We start from the raw sequence: 23,407 nt of genomic DNA, 5'->3' as shown, positions 1-23,407 counted from the left end.
CATGAACGGTATCGATTTTACTACTGGCCTGGGAGAGACCATTGCCTGGCCCTGGCCCATTGCGGTCTACCTGTTTTTTGCCGGGATCTCCGGTGGCTCATTGGCTGTAGCCCTGCTGATGCGGATCTACAAAAAGCAGACGGAGAACACGCCGCTGCTCAAGGCCGCCAGCCTGGTGAGCTTTGTGACCATCGCATTGGGCATGCTGTGCCTAGTGCTGGATCTGACCAACCCCTTGTTCTTCTGGAAGATCCTGGTTTTTTACAACTTCAACTCCGTGATGTCTCTCGGGGTGATCGTGCTGTCAGTCTATATCCCCCTGACTCTGGTGATGAGTGCCTTTGCCCTGTGTGAAGAGCTGGAACGGATCCCTCAGATCCGTTTCCTATTGCCCTGGCTTGATCGTCTGTCGGCAGTGCGCGTTCCCTGCCAGTGGCTGGCACTGATCTGTGCGGTGGCGGTCTGCGCCTACACCGGCTTCCTGATCTCGGCGCTGATCCGCTTCCCGATCATCAACACCTCGGTGCTGCCGGCACTGTTCGTGGTCTCCGGCCTCTCTGCCGGCACAGCGGTGGCCAAGATGGTGGCGGTTCGCTTCTTTGGTGAAGACAGCCACAGCGAAGAGATGCACCTGTTGCACGGTGTCGAGTGGCCCATCATGGCCGTTGAGGGGCTATTTATCTTTATGCTGGTCAGCAGCTTGATCTTCGGAGGTGCTGGCGCCAGTGCGGTAGCGGCCTTTTCTCAGGGAACCTGGGGGGCCCTGTTCTGGGGCGGTGTTGTCGGCCTGGGCTTTATCATGCCGTTGCTGCTCAACTTTGGCCTGGGGCGTCGTTTTGCCCACTCGGGGCAAGCCTTCTACATGACCTGCACCAGTGTCGTCTGCGGCATGATGTGCCTTCGCCTGTTTCTGTTGTACGCAGGCCAGATCTACACCATCTGAGTGGTTTGAGCCGGGGGTAACCCCGGCAAGTTTTCGGAGAGTTTGTTGTGCGTAAAATGGTTATTCTTCTCACCAGCCTGGTATTGATGGCCTGCTCTGAGAGTGGGAGTGAGACGGCGGCTGCGACGGCTCATATTGAGCTGAATGCTCGCTGCCACCTGTGTGGAATGGCGGTGATCCAACAGCCGGGCCCCAAGGGCACGGCCGATCTGCTCAGTGAGCAACGGCTGAAGTTTTGCTCAACCCGAGATCTGTTTGAGTTCTATTTGCAACCGGGCAACACCCGTCAGGTGAGCCAGTTGCTGGTGCACGACATGGGGGATACCGACTGGCAGCGCCCAGGGGATGAGCACTTTATCGATGCCCGGGAAGCCTGGTATGTCTATGGCTCGGATCGCAAAGCGGCCATGGGCCCCTCACTGGCGACTTTCGCCAGTGAGCAGGGGGCTCAGAGTTTCGCCGATCAATTCGGCGGCCGTGTCTTTGTCTTTACCGAGATCAGCCTGGATCTGCTGAGTCACAAAATGGGGCATCATGGTGGTCACGGGGTTCACTGAGTCCATGATGATCCGCCTCCAGGGAATAGTACTGCTCTGGCTGTTGGCGCTGTCGGTTCAGGCGGCGGGCCAGGTGGTTACCCCGGAAACCCTGTCGGATCATCTGCTCCAGGCCAGTCCTGGGGATATCCTGGTGTTATCGGCCGGGGACTACCCAGGTCCGCTCACCCTCGATAAACCCATTACCCTGGTGGGGGAAGAGGGGGCCCGGCTGCTGGGAGATGGCTCGGGCAGCGTACTGATCATCGATACTTCTGAGGTCCGGATAGAAAATCTTGATATTCAGGGTTCGGCGCAGGCGCTGTTCAGTAAGCATGCCGGGATCCTGATCCGGCCTGAGCACAGCAACATAGTGTTGATCCAGAACCGCATCGAGGGCCGGGGTCATGGGATCCTGGCCGAGCGCTCGACCCATTTGGTCATCGAGAACAACCGGATCGACGGCGATCCCAGCCTGCCCCTGATGCTGCGCGGCGACGGGATCCACCTGAATCGCGTTGAGCACGCCCTCGTGGGCCAGAATCGGCTCGAGCGGGTTCGTGACGGGATCTATCTCGAGTCCAGTCAAGCGATCCAGGTGCAGGCTAACCGAATGCGCTGGCAGCAATATCCCCTCCACCTGATGTATTCCAGCCAGGTTCGTGCCTGGCATAACCTGGCGGAAGATGTGCTGGGGGGCTGGGCCCTGATGGATTCGAGTGACGTGGCGCTGCACGATAATCGGCTCCATCGTGCCCGGGAGTTTGGTGTGCTGTTGAACGTCACCCAGAGGGCTCGGATCTGGAATAATCTGGTGGTTGATGTGGCCAACCCCGACAGCCCGGACTCCTATGATGCCGAAGGTAAGGGGCTCCATATCTATGGTGCCAGCGACAACCGTGTGTACCAAAACCGCTTTGAGAACTGTCAGATAGGGGTGATGTTGGCACTGGGGGGCGAGGACAACCTGGTGTTTGGCAACGCCTTTATCCATAACCGCACCCAGGTGAAATATCTGGGGGAGGAAGCCGTCAACTGGAGCCATGAAGGCCAGGGCAACTACTGGAGCTCCTATCAGGGCTGGGATCTCAATGGAAATGGGATCGGCGATGCCCCCTACTGGCCCAATGACGATCTGGACCGTTTGTTCTGGCTCTATCCAGAGGCCAGCTTCCTGCTCGATAGCCCGCTGGTCCGAGTGATCCGCTTCCTGTTGCAGAGTCAGCCCGCTCCCCGTGTCGGCGGAGTGGTTGATCCCCACCCCCTGCTGTATGCCCCACAGCTTCAATTTGAGAATGCACCATGAATGTACCGGCGATCCACGCCCTAAACCTGAATAAAAGCTATCAAAATCACCGTGCCCTGAAAGGGATCAGCTTTGCGCTGGACTCCGGGGAGATGATGGCCTTGCTGGGACATAACGGTGCGGGCAAAAGCACCCTGATGAAGTTGATCCTGGGTCTGCTCAGCCCGGACAGTGGCCATCTGTCCGTGCTGGGAAAAACGCCGTCACAGCTCGAAGACCGGCGCCAACTGGCCATCGGTTATCTGCCCGAGCAGGTGAGCCTCTATCCCCAGATGAGTGGACAGGCGTTGCTGAACTACTTTGCCGATCTGCGTGGGGTGAAACGCGGGCAGGCACAGGAGTTGCTGGTCGAACTTGAATTGAGCAGTGTTGCCCATCGGCCTGTAGGCCAGTACTCCAAGGGGATGCGGCAACGTCTGGGACTGGCTCAGGCATTGTTGGGCCAGCCTAAGGTGTTATTGCTTGATGAGCCCACCGTAGGGCTTGATCCCGACTCATCGGCCTACCTCTATCACGCCCTGTCCAGACAGCGGGCGCGCGGCTGTGCGGTGATCGTCTGTACCCACGAACTGACCCTGATCGAGCCCCATTTTGATCAGGCGCTGCTTTTGTCCCAGGGACAGGTGGTGGCCAAGGGAGCGCTGGATACATTGCGTCATGAGACGGGCCTGAAGACTCGCATTGAGCTTAGCGGTGGCGAGGACCGCATAGAGCGGGATGAGTTGCTGGCGCCCCTGTGGGATCCCGCGACCCATTCCCTGTTGGTCAATAGCGGCCAAAAACGCAGCGCCATCGCCCGCCTGGCCAGTGTCCATGGCTTACTGGATTTTACCGTGGCGGCACCGAGCCTGGCTCAGATCTACCATCACTATCAGTCACGGTTGGGAGCAGTGCAATGAAGCCGATGATTGTTATCGCCCGCAAGGAGTTCGCGGATGGGCTGCGCAGCCGCTGGCTGCTCTGCCTTGGGGGTTGCTTCCTGGCGTTGTCACTGGTGCTGATCCTGTTTGGCAGCGCCGCCACTGGCAGCCTGCAACAGGGTCGATGGCAGGAGTCCCTTTCCAGCCTGGCGACCCTGGCGGCGGTGTTGATCCCCCTGATCGCCATCCTGCTCAGCTACGACCGCTTTGTCGGGGAGCGGGAGGATGGCACCCTGCTGCTGATGCTGTCCTACCCCCTGCACCGCAGGGAACTCCTGCTGGGCAAGTTTATGGGCCAGGCGGGGATCCTGGCATGTACCGCATTGCTCGGGTTTGGCCTCAGCGGGTGGGTTCATCTGCTGATCACACCGGAGGGGCTACGCCAGGGGATGGTCGTCGCCTACCTGGTGTTTGTGTCCAGTGCCATCTTACTGGGGTGGGTGTTTATCGGGCTGGGTTACTGGATCAGTCTCGGGGCGCAAAGCAAGGGGCAGGCGGTGGCCAAGCTGTTTTCCCTCTGGCTGGTCTTTGTCCTGCTTTACGATCTTGTCCTGCTGGCCCTGTTGGTCGGGCCTTGGGGTGGTGGCTGGATCCGGGGATTGATCCTGCTCAACCCGGTGGATCTGTTCCGTCTGCTGAATCTGATCGCCAGCGGACACGATTCGGTTACCGGCGTCCTCTCCCTGTTCCACCATGCCGCGCTGGGCCCGGGGGTGATGGCACTGTCTCTGTTGGGGTGGCTCATGGCGCTATTGTGGTGCTGCCAGCGCCGCCTCGCCAAGCTGGTGCCCTAAGCACCGGGTAGTAGGCTCTTGATACACAAATGCCCCGGAACCGGGGCATTTGAGCAAGGGGAAGCGGCAAAGCCGCAGGCTCCATTAGGCTTCGGGCGGACGGTAGCCTTCGATATGGATATCTTCGCCTTCGAACAGGAATTTAACCATGTTGTCCTGCAGCATCTGGCGGTGCTCAGGGTTCATCATGTTCAGCTTGTGTTCGTTGATCAGCATGGTTTGCTTTTTTTGCCACAGGGTAAAGGCTTCCTTGGAGATGTTGTCAAACACCCGCTTGCCCACTTCACCTGGGATTAGTTGGAAATCCAGCCCTTCGGCCTCTTTTTTCAGGTATTGGCAAAAAACGGTACGTGCCATTGCTGTATCCTCTTAAAAGTACTGCTGCTGTTATACCAGAACCCCGGGATCAGCCCAACCGCCGTAGCCGCTTTATCAGTTTTTCCGTGGGGGCGGCCAGGCCAATGGTGTGTTCGGTATCCAGGCAAAACCAGTCATCGGTTTTATCCTCTACCTGGGCCGGACGCTGGGCCAGTTCCACCAGCACCGGCTGAATGTCCAGATGGTAGTGACTGAAGGTGTGGCGAAACGGCTCGAGCAGCTGGGGGGCCTTGTCGGCCTTCAGGGGCGAGAGGGCATGGTCCAGCGCCGTTTTGTCGGCCAGTTGAGGCGGGCACCAGAGCCCCCCCCAGATCCCGGCACCGGGACGCTTTTCCAGGTAGAGTTTTCCCTGGTGGCGCAGCAGGAGTAAGAAGCAGGCGTTGATGGGCTTGTCCTTTTTCGGCTTCTTACCTGGAAAGTCGGCTTGGCGCTCGAGTCGTTTGGCCTGGCAATCTTCGGCCACCGGACAGCTCTCGCATTTGGGCCGACTGCGGGTGCAGATCATCGCGCCCATATCCATCATCGCCTGGTTATATTGCTGGACCGCCTCGAGGGGCGTATTGGCATCGGCCAATTGCCACAGGTTCAGCTCCACGGCCCTTTGGCCCGGCCACCCGGCTATCGCGTTGTGCCGTGCCAGGACACGCTTGACGTTACCATCTAGGATGGGATGTGGCTGGCCAAGGGAGAGACTGAGGATGGCCCCGGCGGTGGAGCGGCCGATCCCGGGCAGTGCCATCACCTGATCGATTTCAGTGGGAAATTCGCCCTGATAGTGATCTCGTACCTGTCGGGCGGCCTTGAGCAGATTGCGCGCCCGGGCGTAATAGCCTAAGCCTGTCCACAGGTGCATCACCTCGTCGTCCTCGGCATTGGCCAGATCGACCAGGCTGGGGAAACGTTCGGTAAAGCGTTCGAAGTAGGGAATGACGGTGGCCACTTGGGTCTGCTGCAGCATCACTTCGCTCAGCCACACCCGGTAGGGCGTTTGATTTAGCTGCCAAGGCAGGGTTTTACGTCCATATTCTTGGTACCAAGCTAGGATCTGGGTGGCAAAGGGAGTCGGGTTCGCTTCCATCGGTGGGCAACCTAAAATACAATCACGCGTTTTTGTGGGCGCCAGTGTAGCGTCCACCGCACTTAGCTTGAAGAGCTGTAAGCGAGAAGATCAGATGACACAAGAGCAAAAGCCGGTTGTCGAGCAAGACGACAAACGCATGCGTAAGATCCGCTCTTTTGTGAAGCGCGAAGGCCGTATGACCAAGGGTCAGGCCCGCGCCATGGAAGAGTACTGGCCGACCATGGGTCTGAACCACGCCGATGGCGCGGTGGATCTGGACAAAGAGTTCGGTCGCAGTGCCCCCGTGGTGCTGGAGATCGGCTTTGGTATGGGCAAATCCCTGGTGGAGATGGCCCAGGCTGAGCCGGACAAGAACTTCGTCGGCATTGAGGTGCACGGTCCAGGCGTGGGGGCCTGCCTGCTGTATGCCGAAGAGCTGGGGGTGAAGAACCTCAAGGTCTACGAGCATGATGCCGTCGAGGTGTTGGAAGATTGCATCGCCGATCAGAGTCTGGATCGCGTTCAGCTCTACTTCCCGGATCCCTGGCATAAGAAGCGTCACCATAAGCGCCGTATCGTTAAGGAATCCTTCATTGCTCAGATCCGCAATAAGCTGAAGCTGGGCGGTGTCTTCCATATGGCGACCGACTGGGAGCACTATGCCGAGCATATGGTGGAAGAGATGAACGAAGCCCCGGGTTTTGTGAATACGGCCACCGACGGTGACTTCGTTCCCCGTCCGGACTTCCGTCCCCTGACCAAATTTGAAGCCCGCGGTCACCGTCTCGGTCACGGTGTGTGGGATCTGATCTACAAACGCGAAAGCTAAGAAGGCACACAGATGGCTATCAAGACCAACGCAAAACGTAACACCCGGATCCACAAGAAGCTGCGCACTGGCGATTTCCAGGAGATGGGTTTTGACCTGTTCTGGACGTTCAACCCGGAAGTAAGCGAAGAGCAGATCGACGCCATTGTCGACCAGTTTATCGATGAAGTGGTTGAACCTGCCAAGCTGGGCTTTTCCGGCAGCGGTCACAAGGCCTGGGAAGGCTTGATCTGCACCCAGCAGATCGGCAAGTGCACCGAGGACAATCGTCAGGCCGTCGAGGCATTTTTTGCCAAGCAGCCGGTTTCCGACGTCAAGGTGACCGAGCTGTACGATATCTGGTGGGGCTGATGCCAACCCAGCGCCTGTTATTGGAGGTGGTCGCCGATGCGGCCCCTCTGCTGGGAGGTGGCAAGGTTGCCGATTACATCCCCGAACTGGCCAAGGTGCCCAGCTCCAAGCTGGGCATCGCTGTCTGTACCCATAGCGGTGTGGTCGGAGCCGGTGACTTCGAGGAAGCCTTCTCCATCCAGAGTATCTCCAAGGTGTTTGCCCTGGTGCTGGCCATGGGGTTGTACGATGAGCCAGAGCTGTGGCGTCGTGTGGGCAAGGAGCCCTCGGGGAATCCATTTAACTCACTGGTTCAGCTGGAGTTTGAAAGGGGGATGCCGCGAAATCCCTTTATCAATGCCGGTGCCCTGGTGATCACGGACATGCTTCAGTCACGGCTCAGTGCCCCCAAGATGCGGATGCTGGAGATGGTGCGGGAGATGTCGGGCAACCCCCATATCGTTTCCGACAAGCTGGTGGCGGCGTCTGAATATCAGCACTCGGCGCGCAATGCGGCGATCGCCTACCTGATGAAATCCTTTGGCAACTTCGACAACGATGTGGATACCGTGCTGCAAACCTATTTCAGCCACTGTGCCATTCGCATGAGCTGTGCCGATCTGGCCCGGGCCTTCTTCTTCCTGAGTAACAAGGGCAGCGGCCTGGATATGAAAAACCGCTTGTCCGAGAAGCAGAATCGCCAGGTTAATGCCCTGTTGGCGACCTCGGGCCTGTACGACGGTTCGGGGGAGTTTGCCTATCGGGTTGGCTTACCGGGCAAGAGTGGTGTCGGTGGCGGGATCGTCGCTGTGATGCCCGGCGAGATGAGCGTCTGTGTCTGGTCGCCGGAGCTGGACGCCAGCGGTAATTCGGTGGCCGGGGTCGCCATGCTGGAGCAACTCGGCAAGCGACTGGGCCGTTCGATCTTCTAATGCCAGTAGGGTGGGGCACAGGGCTGCGCCCCGCATCCCCAAATCTTGGTCCCGGCAGTGACCGATTTCGCTAACCTTCGGTCAAGTTGACGACTTTATCCCGTTTCTCCAGGGCTGAAGCCCCATGACAGGGGGCGTTGTTGCCTTGGCATGGCATTTGCCTTTATGTTGCTAACTCAGTCTCATAAGGATCATCGTCATGTTTCGCTCTCTCCTGCCTGCTGCGCTGTTATTGGTTTGTATTAGCTCCCCGGCCAACGAATTGAGCCTAAGCGGTGCTCAGTGTGATGTGACGCTGCAGCACAGTATCGAGGTGGACGCCCAGCGCCTGCTGATCAGCGATGTCGATGGTGAGCTGTACCGCTACGAGGACAGCCGCTTATGGGTATCGGGTAAGGAGATCAGCCTCAATCCCCAGCAGAGGGCGCATCTGGACATGTACCAGTTGCAGATGATCAACAATGCCCAGCAACTGGTTGGAGTGGTCGATGAGGCTCTGGGGTTGGCGGCCGAGGCATTGGATGAGGTCTTCACCGAGTTGGCGGCTCTGGGAGTGGATGACAGGACTGGTGAGATCATGGGCTCGGTGCGCAAAAAGGTGAATCAATCCATGGTGACCGAACGAGGTGGCTACCGTCTCAACAGCGAATCTTTGGACAACCTCGATGACCAGATGGGGGAGGCGCTCAGCGAAGAGCTGGAGCGGGCGGTTACGGGATCCGTGGGGAATGTCCTGATGTTTTTAGGCCGTGCCCTGGTGGATAACAGTGGTGACAGCTTCGAGCAGAAGATGGAGAGTTTTGGCCGCTCCATGGAGCAGATGGGGGAGCGTCTGGAAGCACGGGTGGAGAGTCAGGCGGAGGCGATTGAGCGTCGCGCCGAGGCGATGTGCGAGGATTGGATGGTCCTGGATGAGCTGGAGGGGAAGCTGCAGCGGATGATCCCCGAGCTCAACGGAATGGATGTTGTCGTCCAGGGAGACCCAGATCTGGCCTGGTTACGCTAACTTTTATAGAAAAGATCGAGAAGATAGCGGCGATGAGTGGTATCGCCGCTTTTCTTTTGTGCCGTTAACGGGTTCAATAATGCCCGGGTCAAAAGGAATATACGAATATGCGTGAGTTATTAGAACCAATCGTGATCTTTACCCATGTGGTAAGGGCACAGGGCTTCTCTGCGGCAGCCCGCAAATTGGGTATTTCTAAATCAAAAGTCAGTAGCCAGATCAGCCAGCTTGAGCAGCATTTGGGGGTGCAGTTAGTCCAGCGCACCACCCGATCCTTAAGCCTGACCGAGAGTGGTGAACTGCTCTATAGCCATGGTGAGGGTCTGTTGAAAGACCTGGATCAGGCCGTGGCGAGTGTTCAGAGCCTGCAACGGGAGATCCGCGGTGTGCTGCGCGTCGGCATCACCCAGGCGTTCGGCTCTTTGCACTTGATGCCGCTGATCCCTAAGTTTATGGCCGAGCATCCGGAACTGGAGCTGGAGATCAGCTTCCTGGATCACAAGGTTGACGTAGTGAGCGAGGGTTTGGATCTGCTGCTGACCATGTCAGAGCAGCTGCCTCTGGGCATGGTGGCGCGGCCGGTGATGAACTGTAAGTTTGCCCTGGTGGCCTCCCCGGATTACCTGGCCAAACATGGCGTGCCCTATCATCCGGAGCAGTTGGCCGAGCACAACTGCCTGGTTTACAAGAGCGAGTGGTATCAGCACCAGGTATGGGAGTTTGTCCGTGGTGACGAGAATTGTGAGATCCGGGTCCAAGGCAACTACCGGGTCGATGATGCTCCGGCATTAAAAGACGCAGCCAAGCAGGGGTTGGGTATTGTCTATCTGGCTACCTACTTGCTGGAAGAGGAGCTGCAAAGCGGTTCTTTGGTTCAGTTATTGCCTGACTGGGGGCTCAATCATCAGCTGGCCCTGCAGGCGGTTTATCCCCGTCGACAGCACTTGCCGCCCAAGGTGCGAGCCTTCGTCGACTTTGTCCGTGCCCACTTTGGCGACAGCAAGCGCTGGGATCTGAGTACGATAAGCAGCAGTAAGAGTCACAAGTGAAAGAATCATTGTTCGCGATATTGAACAATGACTCTATGAAGATCGGGCAAAACCCACCAACGGCATGAATATAAAGGTTTTTTTATTCCCTTTCAGGGGCTGTCGGTTAAAGCTTTTAGTTATAAGGATGTAAACTTCACTTCAGGCTTCGCTTGCCTGGGGGAACGAACCGGATAGAATGGCACCCGTCGAACGATGGTGATGCATTAGCGGAATTGACCCCTCTGGTAAAGCAAGCCGGTCTGCAGCGTTTGACAGGGTATTTGGACGCTGGACACCTTGGTTCAGTGGGCCAATTGCCTGGATGGTTTTGAACCATCATCTGGACTTTAAGCCCCGGTATATGCCGGGGTCCTTTTTAGAAAGAAGACACGCTCCGTACCCCATGCAACGTTAAGATTGCTGGAGCATTACCAGGAGAGATGCGACATCAAGATCGTAAACCTGGACACTGGCGACGAGCCGCGGTGAAAAAAATAATCATGCTCGAAAAACAAAAAAAATTGGAGGACCTTAGGTCCTCCATTTTTTTTGCTTTCGATTGTCACTGTGTGAGTGCCGCTTGGATCCCTTTGAGTTATTGCGGTAACGCGGCGGGTAGCTCGGCCATTATTCCCTGTTTGTCACGATTATCGAGGTGTATGGTCTCGCTGACTTGATCATTCGCCGACGGATCCAGTATGCCCGGTGGCAGTGAGTCACGGTGCGGAATTATGGGCGTCCTAGTCTCAAGGGAATGGCGCTGGACAAGATCAGTGGTGGGCTTGCCGCTTTGGTCTGTCTCCCTTATTACGATCTTGTACAGGGAAAATATTAAGCATTAGAAGCTTTTACATTAAACAGGCTTGGCTTGTGAGGCAAAGCTGCCAGGCAGGATAGCTCATAGCGCCGTACACTTGTGGGAATCACAGATGCTGGGAGTGACACTATGTCGACGATTGCAGTGGTCACAGGTACCGGGCCGGATCTGGGTTTGAGTCTGGTTGAAGGTTTGTGTCGGTGCTTGCCCGAGACGGCGACGATATATTTACTGGTATCTGAGCGAGAGGCGGCCGATGCCAGGTTAACGCAGCCATTTCCTCCTATGGGAAACACTGGTCCCAGACTGGTGCTCGAAGTGCTCAAGCCGGGTGATCCCCTGGGTATGGCTGATCTCGCCCACACCTTGAAAGTTCGTCATGGTGGGGTCAATCTGCTGATCGGTTGTGGTCTGGGTCCAGGTACCTGTTCTGGCACCCCAAAGGCTGAAGATTCTTGGCTAAAGGATACCTATCTTGGGATCCGTGCTGCATTGGAGGCTTTTGTTCCTGTCTTGCTCAAAGGTAGCCGCGCCGTGGTGCTGGTGCCTATTGCCGCCCATCTGAGCCAGCTGGCCGAGCCGTTGCGCGGCGGTTTTGAGACAAGCGGGGCAAACTATGACGATATCGATGGGGCGATAAATCAGTATCTTGATGCCGGTGGAGTTGGTGATGCAAAGAATAAAGGTTGGCCGACGTCGGAGCTTATCGTCGCGTCGCTGGGCTTGTGCGCCCTGGTGCGGATCGCAGCGGCTCAGTTGGCCAGTGAGCGGCCCGAAGATCGGATCCTGATCAATGCGGCTTGCCCACCTGGGGGTAAAGCCGGGGAGGCGGACGGTCAGGAAGCGTTCGTTGATGTGGTTCTCAGGCTGGCCAGCCTAAAAGCTGGCAGCCTGCACCCTCAGGGGGAGCTGGTGCAGGGTGAGAAGATCCTGCCCTGGTGCTAATCTGTGCCGCGTGTCTCCCGGTGTGCGTGGCCATCGCTTGGCGCCGCTTTCCTTACCCCAGGGCAGGAGCCGATAGAGCCATGACAATGTTCGCCCCGGCGATGCCACAGGGATCGACGGGGCGTTGCTTAGTCTGTAGTCAGTGTCCTGCTCAGCTGGTCGTTGCCTTTGCGTCTATTGAGCACAAGGAGAACGGCGATCACTGTGAGCATGGCAAGACGAAGCAGGTCTTGGCCAAACAGCAGAGCCGCAGCGGCAAGGAACAGCAGCAATCGGCTGATGGGGTCCAGCGGATTGAACAGGCGCCCCTCGATGCTGCCGGCAAAGGCGATGATCAGTGCCACCGTCGATCCCAGGGCCAGGCCGAAGGCCGATGCCGAGACGCCCTCCTGCCAAAGCAATGGGGAGAAGGCCATCATGGCCGGGATCAGGAAAAAGCCCTGGGCCAGCTTGAAGGCCTGTACTGCTGAGCGCATGGGGGAGGCGTTGGCGACCCCGGCGCCGGCGAACGCGGCCAAGGCGATAGGTGGGGTCACGTTGGAGGTCTGGGAGAGCCAGAAGCAGATCATATTGGCGGCCAGGACACTTAGGCCAAATTCGCCCAGGGCGGGCACAGCCATGACCGAAAGCACGATGTAGGCGGCGGTGACCGGCAGACCCATGCCGAGGATCACCGCAGCGAGGGCGATCAGCGCCAGGGCTGACCAGAGGTAACCCCCAGAAAGGGCCAGTAGGAACTGAGTAAACTGCAGTCCGATCCCAGTCTGGCCGACGACGCCAACGACGATCCCGGCGGTGGCGCAGGCCAAAGAGATGGGCATCGCCATCACGGCGCCATCCTTCATCCCCTGCAGCAGTTGTGACAGCCTGATGCGACTGTGCTTGCGTGTCAGCGAGGCGAGCAGGATGGCGGCACAGCCAGCGATCCCGACCCACTCGGGGGAGTAGCTCATCAGCAGCAGGGCGGTGATCAGCACCAGAGGTAGCAAAAAGTGCCAGCCACGTATCAGTACGATCTGGATTTTTTCCACTGCAGTCATGCCTTTAAGGCCCAGCTTGCAGGCCATCAGGTGGACGTAGAGCAGGGTACAGAAGAAGTAGAGGATAGCCGGAGCGATGGAGACCAGCAGGATCTCTGAGTAGGGGATCCCGGTAAACTGGGCCATGACAAAGGCTCCGGCACCCATCACTGGCGGCATGATCTGGCCCCCCGTGCTGGCGGCTGCCTCGATCCCGGCGGCTTGCTCGGGTTTATAACCCAACTTCTTCATCATGGGGATGGTTAATGCCCCCGTGGTCACCGTGTTGGCGATGGCCGAACCAGAGATGGAACCCAGGGCAGCAGAGGCCACTACGCTGGCCTTGGCTGGGCCGCCTCGGTACTTACCGGCAACGGCGAAGGCGGCATCGATAAAGAATTTTCCGGCGCCGGTGATCTGAAGAAATGCACCAAACAGGACAAAGACAAACACCACGCTGGCGGCGATGGCCAGAGGTGCACCGTAGATCCCGTTGGTGGAGTAGATATGGAAACGGATGATCTCGCCGCTATCGAACCCCTTGCTGGCGAGCATGGCTGGCAGCAGATCGCCAAACATGGCATAGGCCAAAAACAAAATGGCGATCAGGGACATAACCAGGCCGACAGTGCGACGTGTCGCTTCCAGCAGGGCGATAAGGATGATGAGCCCGGCCAGTAGATCGGCGGGTTTTAGCCCTTCGATCAAAAACATGATGTCGTTATAGTCGAAGCGGGCGATGTGCCAGCCAGCCCAGATCACAGCGATACTCACGGACAGATCGATGCCACGACCCAGCAGGTACAGGGGGGCGGGACTGTGTTTGGGTAAACTGGGGTAGATCAGGAAAGCCAGCACCAGCATCCAGCTGACGTGAATGGTGCGAAATGCCGGGGCCGACAGCTCGGCACTTAGACCCTGCCATAGCTGGAACAGGGTCAGCGAAATGGCCAACAGGGCGATGATCTTCATCATGGTGTCGGCGCTGCGGGAGAATTGCTCGGTCATGGTGATCCCTTATTTATTTGAGAGGCAGAGAGTCACCCTGGGGTGACTCTCTTGGAAGGGATCACTCGGCGACTTCGGCCAGGTAGCGGCGGGTACCTTCGTGCAACTCGACGCCGTCGAGTTTGTCGATGTTTTCCAAAGTGGTGAAGTGGGCCACATTGAGGACTTCACGGATCTTGTCCATGTTCTCAAAGGCGGCTTTGGTCATCTGGTAGGCCAGATCGGCGTCCGTGTTCTTATTGGCCACCAGCACATTCCACACGGCAGGAGCGGTAAAGGCCGGCACCTTGTTGTAGCTGTCCTGGGGGATATCCAGGCTGGAGTAGGCGGGGTTGGCTTTGATGATTTTGGCCATCTGCTCTGGGGTAAAGGAGATGATGCGAATATCCCGGGTCAGGGCCAGCTCGGTAATGGCACCCACTCCCAGGCTGCCGACGATAAAGCCGGCATCGATCTGACCGTTGGCCAGGGCATTGGTGGTTGCCGTGTAGTTGAGGCTCTGGCTCTTCATGTCGGACAGATCCACCCCCAGGGCCTGGAGAATATTGGTCGCACTGACCCGGGTGCCAGAGCCCGGTGCGCCCAGGGAAACCCGCTTACCTTTGAGATCCTCGACACCCAGGATCTCTGACTTGGCGGGGACCATGAGTTGAACCACATTGGGGTAGAGGGCGAACAAGACGCTGACGTCCATGGGTTTGGGGAACGGTTTTTCCCCTGCCACGGCCTGCTGCACCACGTTCCCCATGGCGATCCCGGCCAACTGCTGATCGGCAGAGACCTTGATAACATTCTCAACGGACGCGGCGGTGACTTCTGCGCGCATGTTGAAGCCTTCGATCTTCTCGCTCCAGATCTTGGCCAATAGGCCGCCGTAGGGATAGTAGGTGCCGCTCTGGCTGCCGGTGCCTATGGTGTAGTTATTGGCCATTGTCGGCAGACACAAGGTGGTGGAAAGGAGGATGGTGAATAACGATTTCAGTTTGAACATCCTGTACTCCTGAACAGTCGAAAAACAATGCAAACCTCTGTGATATCACAGGAAAGTCATCGGTTACAATCGCGTGTTCTGTATCTCGTTGTGGTGTGGCTGAGCGAGCGTAAGCGGGCTAGTACTCTGTCTGGTGTATAGGAATTAGCGCTGATCGATCCCCCTTTAAAACCCTAAGAGAATGGCGTTACTGGCGTCACCGGGCGGGTTTTGATCTGGATCAGGTGAAGGGCAAATAGTGAGTGGGTGGAGCAGGATCCCCAGCAGGAGTGGCTCAATCCAAGCGTAAGCAGCATTTATGCTGTGATTCCCTTGCTGGACTTGCTGCAGGCTTTGGGATCCGCTCTTATAGATGTCATCTTGATGGACTATCACAGGTTCGAATAACCCAAATACGTTTTACCAATGAAAGGACGGAAAATGGACGATCCCCTTTATCGTACTCTGGCGCCCAGGACGCCCGAGGGACGGGTGTATTTTTGTGGTGATCTGCATGGCCAGGCCGCTCAATTACAGTCTCAGCTGTTGGCTCTGGGATTTGATTATGAGCGTGATCTGCTGGTGGCTTGTGGGGATCTGACCGATCACGGTCAGGAGAACCTGGCGGCACTGGCGTTGCTGGAGCAACCTTGGTTTGCCAGTGTCATGGGCAACCATGATTTTATGCTGTCCCGGGCGGTGGATGAGTGTACCAGCCGCCAGGTGAGCTACTGGCTCGAACACGGTGGGCGTTGGGCGCTGAGCCTCTCTGCGGAGGAGTTTGAGCGTCTTCAACGGCTCGCTCAACGGGTCGCTGAGCTTCCCCTGGCCCTTGAAGTGACCACTGAGACGGGCATCAAGGTTGGGGTGGTTCACGGCGCTGTGTTTCAATCCTGCTGGAAGGCGTTTTTGGCGGCCCTGGCTCAGTGCCAGACCGGTGAACAGTTGGCTCAGCTTTGTGCTTGGAACCAGACGGTTTCAGACGGGCTGTGCCCCCAGGTGGAGGGGGTGGATCTGCTGGTGCATGGACACTGCCTGGCTGCCTATCCCCGCCGCTATGGTAACCGCTGCTGGATAGATACCCTGGAGTGCCACCGTGATGGGCGGATCAATCTCTTTAGCGGTGAGCAGCTGGCGGCGTTAAAGGATCCGGATCAGCTGGCTTGCGTCTTCGGTTAGATTTTGCATCAAGCCTCCAAGTGGTGCGCCACTTGGAGGCTTTGCTCTCTTTCGGCACACTCTGGCCGCAGCCAGCGCGCGGCCGAGCCTTCCCGCACTAGTTCGCCCCGAGCAGTCCCAGGTGTTCAAATCGGGCCCGCAGCATCGCCATGGGCATATTGCCGGCTTCCAGAAAGTGACGGTGAAATTGTCGATCCTGCTCCGGTTTCTCCAGATCCGGGTGGGCTCGAACGAAATCCTGTTTGAGTTTCCAGGTCAGGGTGTTACCCAGCAGGTAGGAGAGCGGGTAGCCGCGTTCCTGAGAGTACCAGTTGAGCTCGGCCTGAACTCGGCCATCACTGAACCCGGTCACGGCCTTGAGCAAGCGCCCGGCATTCTCGAAAGGGTCCTTCCCGTCGATGTTGACGTCATAGCCGATCTCCAGGTAATGAGCTTCTCCCGTCATAAAGTAGAGATCGATCGCTACCCGGGCGCTGATCCGGCTGATATCCAGCTTGGCAATAAAGCGGCCCTCGTCAGTGCGTTCTCCCATCAAACCCTGATCCAGCATGTAGTCTTCCAGCATGGTGGTCCATCCCTCGGCCAGTTCATTGGCGGAAAAGACACGTCGTGCCAGGGAAGGGTGCTGGCTGGCGGTGGCCAACTGCAGGTGGTGACCCGGGATCCCCTCATGCACCATCATGACCGGAATACCCAGCTCAGTGTGCTCATCGAGCAGTTCGTTACTTAGGGTCAGGTAGATCTGTGAGCACTTGACCCCTGGACGCAGAGCCGCAGGTGGCATCATGGCACCCGCCGGGATCATCGGCGCCATAAAGGCCGGGGTTTGCATGATGTTCATCTCCTGCTCGGCGGGCATGGGGAAGAGATCCCTTTGTGCGATGAACTCGGCGATGGTGTTGGCTTCTTTTTGGTAGCGGGTGATCACCGCCTGTAGATCTCCCTGTGGCACCTGGACCGCGAACTTTTGATTGAGAAACTGCTGCAATTGCTCGACTGAGGTCTCCTCGGCCAGTCGGTAGCGGCCAATGAGGATTTGACGCAGCTGCTCAAGTTCGTCGCGAGTGCGGGTGACAAAGTCACAGGCAAAGCCGTGAATGGTGTCCAAGTCCTGCTCGATACCCTGGGTGCGTAACAAGGACGCGGCGTTCTCGCCACCGATGGTGAAGTTATCGGTAGTGGGCAGGGCCTTGAGGGCCAAGGCATAGCGTTCCATGGCGTCGTTGGCCTGGGCGACGGTTCGCTTGAGTGCGGGCAGGGCTTCATAGTGCTCGGCAGTGGCCCAGTCGACGATGGTGGCAAAGAACTCGGGGAGCCCATCCAGGGTTTCCAGATCGATCGCGACCCAACGTTTGATCGGTGTATCCAGCCGGGCCAGCATGGCACTGAGAAACTCAGGAACCTGTTGTAACCGAGAGAGGATATCGTCCAGGCGTTCGACCGCCGGGCGGGGATCGGCCACCACCAGCAGGAAGATCCCGCTGCTGATCTCCTCACCGGCCTTGGGCAGTTGGGCCAGGTGAGGGCGGTCGTTGTAGCTCAGCTTGCCCTGAAGCAGGATCTGCTTGGCGGTCAGCGCCATCAGCTCCAGATCCTGCTGTTGATTGAAGTCACTGGGCGTCACCTTGTTGATGGCGGCGAGCAGTGCCTCGGCCTTGTCCATGCAGGCATGCTGATCAGCCAGGGAGGGGTTGGGCAGATCGCCCAGCCGCTGCGACAGGCCCAGCTGGACACAGTCGTTGGGGTTGTGGCTGATCAGGGCTAGAAACTCTTTTTCAAGCTGAGAGAGGGCGTCCATGGTATCGCTCTTTTTACCGTTAGTTGGCTGGATGCTGGCATAAGCTGCGTGGCGCAACAAGCCCGAGGCGTTTATTCGGCTCAGCCCAAGGGCATTTGTCTCATTCCTGGCGGTGCGGTGGCGAACATTGCCCATGGCTTCAATACTTAATGCATCATTCGGCCCCTGCAACAGGAGTGCACCGATGTTTTGGAGAGTGGTCTGCAGTATCAGCGGGTTTGGATCTGGAGAGGGATCATGAGCGGATCCGGCAACAGCGGACTCTATCCTCCGCCAGGGCTGACTTATGATCAGGCCTGTGCTGCCTTCTCCTGGGCGCAGGCCCGACAGACGGTTGGAGGGCTGGAGGGGGGCGTCAATATCGCCTACGAGGCGGTGGACACCCATGTGGCACAGGGTTGGGGCCAGCAGACGGCCCTGCGCTGGTTTGGTAAAAGTGGCGCAAGGGTTGACCTCAGTTATGACCAGTTAAAGCAGCAAAGCGATCGTTTTGCCGCCCTGCTGGCGAACCTGGGGACTGAGCCGGGAGATACCCTGTTTGCCCTGTGTCATCGCGTGCCTCAGCTCTATGTCGCCGTGCTGGGCACCCTTAAGCTCGGCGCGGTGTTCTCGCCTCTGTTTTCCGCTTTTGGTCCCGAGCCGATCCACTCTCGCATGATCATAGGGCAGGCCAGGCTTTTGCTCACCAGTGAAGCACTGTACCGGAAGAAGGTGGCCCCCTGGCGGGATCAGTTTCCCAAGCTGGAGTGGGTGTTGCTCTATGACGTCAAGGGGCCACTGCCAAAGGGCTGCCTGGATCTGGATCAGGCCCTGGCCGAGAGCTCGTCCCGCTTTACCACCCGCCCCTGCCAGCCGGAGGATCTGGCGCTACTGCACTTTACCTCTGGTACGACGGGCAAGCCCAAGGGGGTCATGCATGTTCATGATGCGGCGGTGTACTACAAGATCTCCGGTCGTTACGCCCTCGATATGAGGCCGGGAGACATCTTCTGGTGTACCGCCGATCCTGGCTGGGTCACTGGGATCTCCTACGGGGTGATCGCGCCCCTATGCAACCGCACCACACTGATCGTCGATGAGCAGGAGTATGAGCCCCAGCGTTGGTATCAAATGCTGGCCCAGCAGCGTGTCGAGATCTGGTATACCGCGCCCACGGCGATCCGCATGTTGATGAAGGCCGGTGGCGAGCTGATCGCTGGCCACGATCTGTCGGCGCTGCGTTTTATGGCGTCGGTGGGGGAGCCGCTAAACCCGGAAGCGGTGCGCTGGAGCCAGCATCATTTTGGTCAGCCCTTTCACGACAACTGGTGGCAGAGTGAGACCGGCGGGATCATGATCGCCAATGTTGCCGGACTGCCGGTCAAGCCCGGCTCCATGGGCAAGCCCCTGCCCGGGATCCAGGCGGGCATTGTCCAGCGCCAGAGCGATGGCCGGATCCGGGAGTTGAGCCAGCCCGATCAGATCGGTGAGCTGGCACTGCGGCCCGGCTGGCCCTCCATGTTCCGGGGGTACCTGGGGGAGGAGGCCAGGTACCAAAAATGCTTTGCCGATGGCTGGTACCTGACCGGTGATCTCGCCCGTCGGGATGAGGAGGGGTATTACTGGTTTGTTGGCCGGGCGGATGATCTGATCAAATCTGCCGGCCACCTGATCGGTCCCTTTGAAGTAGAGAGCGTATTACTGGAGCATTCGGCGGTGGCGGAAGCGGGCGTGATCGGGATCCCCGATGAACTGGCCGGTGAGCTGGTACAGGCTTATGTCGCGCTGAAACCCGGTATGGCGGGCAACGAGGCGCTGGAGGCGGAGCTGATGGGACACGCCCGTAAACGCTTGGGTCCCGCCGTGGCGCCACGGCGGATCCTGTTTTGTCCCCAATTGCCGAAAACCCGCAGCGGCAAGATCATGCGTCGCCTGTTGAAAGCCCGGGCCCTGGGGCTGCCGGAGGGGGACACCTCGACCCTGGAGAGTGATGGCTCATGAGTGATGAAAAAGTGCGACTGTCGACCTCCCACCTAAGCCACCTGCTTGCCCAGATGTTGCGGATCCGACGCTTTGAGGAGCGCTGTGTTCAGCTGTATCAGCAGGAGAAGATCCGCGGTTTTCTTCATCTGTACGACGGTGAGGAGGCGGTGGCAGTGGGGATCATGCAGGCCCTGACCGCCGAGGATGCCGTGGTCGCTACCTACCGGGAGCATGGCCATGCCCTGGCCAAAGGGGTGCCGATGGCGGCCGTGATGGCGGAGATGTACGGCAAGGCCAGTGGCTGCAGTCGTGGCCGCGGGGGCTCAATGCATCTGTTTGATGTCAAACGGCGCTTCTATGGTGGCAATGCCATCGTTGCCGGTGCCCTACCGTTGGCGGTGGGGTTGGCACTGGCCGATCGGATGGCTGGAACTGAGCGGATCACCGTCTGCTTCTTTGGCGAGGGCGCGGTTGCGGAGGGGGAGTTTCATGAGAGCCTGAATCTGGCGACACTCTGGCAGTTGCCGGTGCTCTTTGTCTGTGAGAACAATCGCTATGCCATGGGGACGGCGCTGGAGTTTGAGGAGTCCGAGCCCCAGCTCCACAAAAAAGCAGCCAGCTATGGCCTGTGTGCCCAGGTGGTGGATGGCATGAATGTGGTGGATGTCGAGGCGGCGGCGCAGCTGGCCTGTCGAGCGATGCGCCAGTCGCCTGCCCCCCAGTTTCTGGAGTGTCAGACCTACCGGTTTCGCGGTCACTCCATGTTTGATACCCAGCTGTACCGGCGGTCCGAGGAGGTGGAGCAGTGGAAAGAGCGGGGGCCCATAGTACAGCTCAGTCACTGGATGAAAACCAACGGTCTGCTGACGGATGAGAGGCTCTACAGCCTGACTCAGGAGATAGACGAGGAGATCGAGCAGGCGGTGGAGCAGGCTGAACTGGCAGAGTTTGAGCCCGTTTCTGATCTGCTCAGGGACGTCTACGGCGAGGAGCAGGGTCATGAGTGAACTGAGTTTCCGTCAGGCTATCCACGACGCCATGGTCGTCGCCATGGAGCAGGATGAAAGGGTGTTCCTGATGGGCGAGGATGTTGGGCGATACGGTGGCTGTTACGCCGTATCTAAGGGGATGCTGGAACGTTTTGGTCCGCAAAGGGTGATTGACACGCCCCTGGCCGAGTCCGGCTTTGTCGGCGCCGGGATAGGTGCGGCGATGGGAGGAGTCCGGCCGATAGTCGAGGTGATGACGGTTAATTTCAGCCTACTGGCACTGGATCAGATCGTCAATAACGCTGCGACCTTGCGCCATATGTCCGGTGGTCAGATAGGCGTCCCTCTGGTGATCCGCATGGCTTGCGGCGCCGGCAAGCAGCTGGCTGCCCAGCACTCTCACAGTTTCGAAGGCTGGTATGCCCATATTCCCGGGCTGAAGGTACTTTGCCCCGGTACCGTTGGCGATGCACGCTATATGCTGCAGATGGCACTGGATGATCCCGATCCTGTGATCCTGTTTGAACATGTGATGCTGTATAACCGCACCGAAACTTTGCCTGAGGCCGACAGCATCGCGCCCATGGAGAAGGCTGTTCTCAGGCGGGAAGGAAACGATCTGACCCTGATTGCCTGGGGAGGAAGTCTGTACAAGGCGATGGCGGCGGCAGAGCAGTTGGCTGAGCAGGGAATAGAGGCTCAGGTTTTGGATCTGCGCTGTTTGCGTCCCTTAGACAGCTCGACCCTTCTGGCGGCGGTGGCTCAAACCCATAAGGCGGTGATCGTCGATGAGTCCTGGAAGAGTGTCGGCATGGCGGCAGAGGTGGCTGCTCTGCTCGCCGAGCAGGGTTTCTGGAGTCTCGATGCCCCGGTCGTTCGAGTCTGCAGCGAGGAGGTACCCATTCCCTATCCGGCTCACCTTGAGCAAGCCGCCTTGCCTCAGGTGGAGAATATCCTTGAGGCGGCCCGGGGCCTGATGGCAAGGGGGGCTGAGTGATCACTGTATCCATGCCCTCATTTGGCTCAGATATGGAGCAGGGGATCCTGACCGAGTGGCGGGTCAAACCGGGCGATAAGGTGCGGCGTGGCGACACGCTGGCGGTAATTGAAGCCCATAAAGGGGCGTTGGAGCTCGATGCGTTTGATGAAGGGACGGTGGCTGAGCTGTTGATCGGGGTTGGGGAGAGCGCGCCTGTGGGTCAGGCCATTGCCCTGCTGTATGAACCGGATGAGAAGGGAATCGCCCCTGGCCAGCCAGAAAAAGCACCCGGCGCGCACGCGGCGTCAATCGCGCTGCCTGAGGCCACGACTGACACGGTGTTGCCAACGCCCTTGCCCCTCTCGACGTCCACAGGCAGTTTTATCGCTGCCTCACCGGCTGCCCGGCACTTGGCTGCTGAGCGGGGAGTCAACCTGGCGACGCTTACGGGCACTGGCCCCGGCGGAGCCATTCGGCTGTCCGATCTGCCCAAGAGCCCTTCAGTCGAGGCTTTTGATCAAGACGCCATGCGCGAGGCGATCGGGGCCACGGTAAGCCGGGCCAAACGGGAGATCCCCCACTACTACCTGAGCCATGCCCTAGACATCCGTCGATTAGAAGCGGAACTGCAGCGGCACAATGACAGTGCTGAGCCCGAGCAGCGTTTGCTGCTGGTGGCTCCCTTGCTCTGTGCCGTGGCCCGCACCCTGGTTCATTATCCCAGACTAAATGGCCATTTTCAGGAGAGATTCGTACAGCAAGCGGGCGTGAACCTGGCCAATGCCGTGCAGCTGCGGGGGGGAGGACTGATGATGCCGGTTGTTCAGCAGGCCCAGAGCCTGTCCGCCATCGAGATGATGCAGGCGCTTGAACAGGTCACTGGCCGAGCAAAACGTGGCGCGCTACGGGCTTCGGATCTCATTGGGGCTAGCATCAGTGTTACCAGCCTGGGGGAGCGGGGGTGTGATGCCGTCTGGGGGGTGATCTTTCCGCCTCAAGTCGCCATCCTGGGCTTTGGACGATCCAGGCAGCAGCCCGTCGTGGTGGATGGAGCCGTGCAGATCCATAGTTTGATCACCGCCACCTTATCGGCGGATCACAGGGTCAGCGACGGGCACTATGGTGCACGTTTTCTCCAGGCGTTAGACAAGCGATTACAGCAACCGGAGGCACTATGGAGCACCAGCGGTTAAAGCAGATAGTGATCGAGGAGTTGACCAAGATTGCCCCGGAGATCGGCGCACAAGAGGTACCTGAGGCGGAGGATCTGTGTGAAGCGCTGGATCTGGACTCGATGGATTTTGTCCACCTGATAGTAGCGATCAAGCGGCAAACCGGGATCAGCATACCCGATGCCGATTATCAAAAAGTCAGAACACTCAATGAGATGGTGGACTATTTATACCAATCACATTAAGTATTTAGTCATTCAGCTGACAGGAAAAAGGCTTTAGGCAAGGCAGTCAAGCGAAACTCTAGTGGCTCTAAAGTGAGATTGGCTAACGCAGCATAAAGCCTTTTTACGTCAGCCCTTTGGGAAGTGCTCAGCGGCACAGGCTCGTTGTTGTGATGACTCAAAAGGGGCCCACCATTCCTTCATCATCACGCCTAGATCCTGCACCGCTGTGTGCTTCTGAACAGATTAAATACTTAGTGCGACTGGTATTAGTGCACCA

22 protein-coding genes are annotated in these 23,407 nt (G+C 58.3%); 17 read left to right on the top strand and 5 right to left on the bottom strand.

All coding sequences use genetic code 11. The annotated features are described in order from the left end of the window. Window position 1 precedes the first annotated feature (1 nt). The 5 genes from nrfD to AC2D8U_RS08450 are packed head-to-tail and all read left to right on the top strand — an operon-like array spanning window position 2 to window position 4,499. Window positions 2-943, top strand: coding sequence for an NrfD/PsrC family molybdoenzyme membrane anchor subunit (nrfD, locus tag AC2D8U_RS08470; protein WP_484618609.1), 942 nt, complete (start codon window positions 2-4; stop codon window positions 941-943). Between the two features lie 56 nt (window positions 944-999). Beyond that, a complete protein-coding gene (locus AC2D8U_RS08465; RefSeq protein ID WP_484618989.1) occupies window positions 1,000-1,500 on the top strand; it encodes a nitrous oxide reductase accessory protein NosL in 501 nt (166 codons plus the stop codon). Next, a complete protein-coding gene (gene nosD / locus AC2D8U_RS08460; RefSeq protein ID WP_484618608.1) occupies window positions 1,478-2,785 on the top strand; it encodes a nitrous oxide reductase family maturation protein NosD in 1,308 nt (435 codons plus the stop codon). Before AC2D8U_RS08465 ends, nosD begins: the two co-directional genes overlap by 23 nt. Beyond that, complete coding sequence (locus tag AC2D8U_RS08455; RefSeq protein ID WP_484618607.1) at window positions 2,782-3,684, top strand: ABC transporter ATP-binding protein; 903 nt, start codon at window positions 2,782-2,784, stop codon at window positions 3,682-3,684. Before nosD ends, AC2D8U_RS08455 begins: the two co-directional genes overlap by 4 nt. Continuing rightward, the gene (locus AC2D8U_RS08450; RefSeq protein WP_484618606.1) at window positions 3,681-4,499 is read left to right on the top strand and encodes an ABC transporter permease; all 819 of its coding nucleotides are present in this window, start codon (window positions 3,681-3,683) and stop codon (window positions 4,497-4,499) included. The genes AC2D8U_RS08455 and AC2D8U_RS08450 overlap by 4 nt, the downstream gene beginning before the upstream one ends. 84 nt (window positions 4,500-4,583) lie before the next feature. Here the strand turns inward: AC2D8U_RS08450 and AC2D8U_RS08445 are convergent, their stop codons facing one another. Together AC2D8U_RS08445 and mutY are read right to left on the bottom strand one after the other, a co-directional pair. Beyond that, complete coding sequence (locus AC2D8U_RS08445) at window positions 4,584-4,856, bottom strand: oxidative damage protection protein (RefSeq protein WP_484618605.1); 273 nt, start codon at window positions 4,854-4,856, stop codon at window positions 4,584-4,586. A gap of 49 nt (window positions 4,857-4,905) precedes the next feature. Beyond that, complete coding sequence (gene mutY, locus AC2D8U_RS08440) at window positions 4,906-5,955, bottom strand: A/G-specific adenine glycosylase (RefSeq protein WP_484618604.1); 1,050 nt, start codon at window positions 5,953-5,955, stop codon at window positions 4,906-4,908. Window positions 5,956-6,049: 94 nt separating this feature from the next. Between mutY and trmB the strand changes: the two genes are divergently transcribed. The 6 genes from trmB (at window position 6,050) to AC2D8U_RS08410 (ending at window position 11,827) form a co-directional block, all read left to right on the top strand. Beyond that, entirely contained in the window at window positions 6,050-6,766 is a 717-nt protein-coding gene (trmB, locus tag AC2D8U_RS08435) for a tRNA (guanosine(46)-N7)-methyltransferase TrmB (RefSeq protein ID WP_484618603.1), read from the top strand. A gap of 12 nt (window positions 6,767-6,778) precedes the next feature. Then, a complete protein-coding gene (locus AC2D8U_RS08430) occupies window positions 6,779-7,117 on the top strand; it encodes a YggL family protein (RefSeq protein ID WP_484618602.1) in 339 nt (112 codons plus the stop codon). Beyond that, window positions 7,117-8,028 carry a glutaminase B gene (gene glsB / locus AC2D8U_RS08425; protein ID WP_484618601.1) on the top strand — a complete coding sequence of 304 codons (912 nt, stop codon included), beginning with the start codon at window positions 7,117-7,119 and terminating at the stop codon, window positions 8,026-8,028. Before AC2D8U_RS08430 ends, glsB begins: the two co-directional genes overlap by 1 nt. A gap of 199 nt (window positions 8,029-8,227) precedes the next feature. After that, window positions 8,228-9,034, top strand: a complete 807-nt coding sequence (locus AC2D8U_RS08420; protein WP_484618600.1) for a DUF2884 family protein — start codon at window positions 8,228-8,230, stop codon at window positions 9,032-9,034. Window positions 9,035-9,141: 107 nt separating this feature from the next. Continuing rightward, window positions 9,142-10,083: a LysR family transcriptional regulator gene (locus tag AC2D8U_RS08415; protein ID WP_484618599.1), complete on the top strand. Its 942-nt coding sequence runs from the start codon at window positions 9,142-9,144 to the stop codon at window positions 10,081-10,083. A 928-nt stretch (window positions 10,084-11,011) separates the two neighbouring features. After that, window positions 11,012-11,827, top strand: coding sequence for a Rossmann-fold NAD(P)-binding domain-containing protein (locus AC2D8U_RS08410; protein ID WP_484618598.1), 816 nt, complete (start codon window positions 11,012-11,014; stop codon window positions 11,825-11,827). 128 nt (window positions 11,828-11,955) lie between these two features. On the opposite strand, the gene AC2D8U_RS08405 is transcribed toward AC2D8U_RS08410, so the two are convergent. Together AC2D8U_RS08405 and AC2D8U_RS08400 are read right to left on the bottom strand one after the other, a co-directional pair. Continuing rightward, on the bottom strand, window positions 11,956-13,854 hold the full coding sequence (locus AC2D8U_RS08405) for a TRAP transporter permease (RefSeq protein ID WP_484618597.1): 1,899 nt from the start codon (window positions 13,852-13,854) through the stop codon (window positions 11,956-11,958). Between the two features lie 61 nt (window positions 13,855-13,915). Further along, window positions 13,916-14,845, bottom strand: coding sequence for a TAXI family TRAP transporter solute-binding subunit (locus AC2D8U_RS08400; RefSeq protein WP_484618596.1), 930 nt, complete (start codon window positions 14,843-14,845; stop codon window positions 13,916-13,918). A gap of 420 nt (window positions 14,846-15,265) precedes the next feature. On the opposite strand from AC2D8U_RS08400, the gene AC2D8U_RS08395 reads away from it, so the two are divergent. Then, window positions 15,266-16,003, top strand: a complete 738-nt coding sequence (locus AC2D8U_RS08395) for a metallophosphoesterase (RefSeq protein ID WP_484618595.1) — start codon at window positions 15,266-15,268, stop codon at window positions 16,001-16,003. Between the two features lie 97 nt (window positions 16,004-16,100). On the opposite strand, the gene AC2D8U_RS08390 is transcribed toward AC2D8U_RS08395, so the two are convergent. After that, window positions 16,101-17,801 (bottom strand): DUF885 family protein, encoded by a 1,701-nt coding sequence (locus AC2D8U_RS08390; protein ID WP_484618594.1) that lies wholly within the window; start codon window positions 17,799-17,801, stop codon window positions 16,101-16,103. Window positions 17,802-18,038: 237 nt separating this feature from the next. On the opposite strand from AC2D8U_RS08390, the gene acsA reads away from it, so the two are divergent. The 5 genes from acsA to AC2D8U_RS08365 are packed head-to-tail and all read left to right on the top strand — an operon-like array spanning window position 18,039 to window position 23,148. Continuing rightward, entirely contained in the window at window positions 18,039-19,781 is a 1,743-nt protein-coding gene (gene acsA, locus AC2D8U_RS08385; protein ID WP_484618593.1) for an acetate--CoA ligase, read from the top strand. Continuing rightward, the gene (pdhA, locus tag AC2D8U_RS08380) at window positions 19,778-20,770 is read left to right on the top strand and encodes a pyruvate dehydrogenase (acetyl-transferring) E1 component subunit alpha (RefSeq protein WP_484618592.1); all 993 of its coding nucleotides are present in this window, start codon (window positions 19,778-19,780) and stop codon (window positions 20,768-20,770) included. The genes acsA and pdhA overlap by 4 nt, the downstream gene beginning before the upstream one ends. Continuing rightward, complete coding sequence (locus tag AC2D8U_RS08375) at window positions 20,763-21,749, top strand: alpha-ketoacid dehydrogenase subunit beta (protein WP_484618591.1); 987 nt, start codon at window positions 20,763-20,765, stop codon at window positions 21,747-21,749. The genes pdhA and AC2D8U_RS08375 overlap by 8 nt, the downstream gene beginning before the upstream one ends. Beyond that, entirely contained in the window at window positions 21,746-22,924 is a 1,179-nt protein-coding gene (locus AC2D8U_RS08370; RefSeq protein WP_484618590.1) for a dihydrolipoamide acetyltransferase family protein, read from the top strand. The genes AC2D8U_RS08375 and AC2D8U_RS08370 overlap by 4 nt, the downstream gene beginning before the upstream one ends. Further along, window positions 22,906-23,148, top strand: coding sequence for an acyl carrier protein (locus AC2D8U_RS08365; RefSeq protein WP_484618589.1), 243 nt, complete (start codon window positions 22,906-22,908; stop codon window positions 23,146-23,148). The genes AC2D8U_RS08370 and AC2D8U_RS08365 overlap by 19 nt, the downstream gene beginning before the upstream one ends. The last annotated feature ends 259 nt before the right edge of the window (window positions 23,149-23,407 follow it).

This window comes from Ferrimonas sp. YIN67 (assembly GCF_057219095.1).
This window is presented reverse-complemented; position numbering and strand designations above follow the sequence as displayed.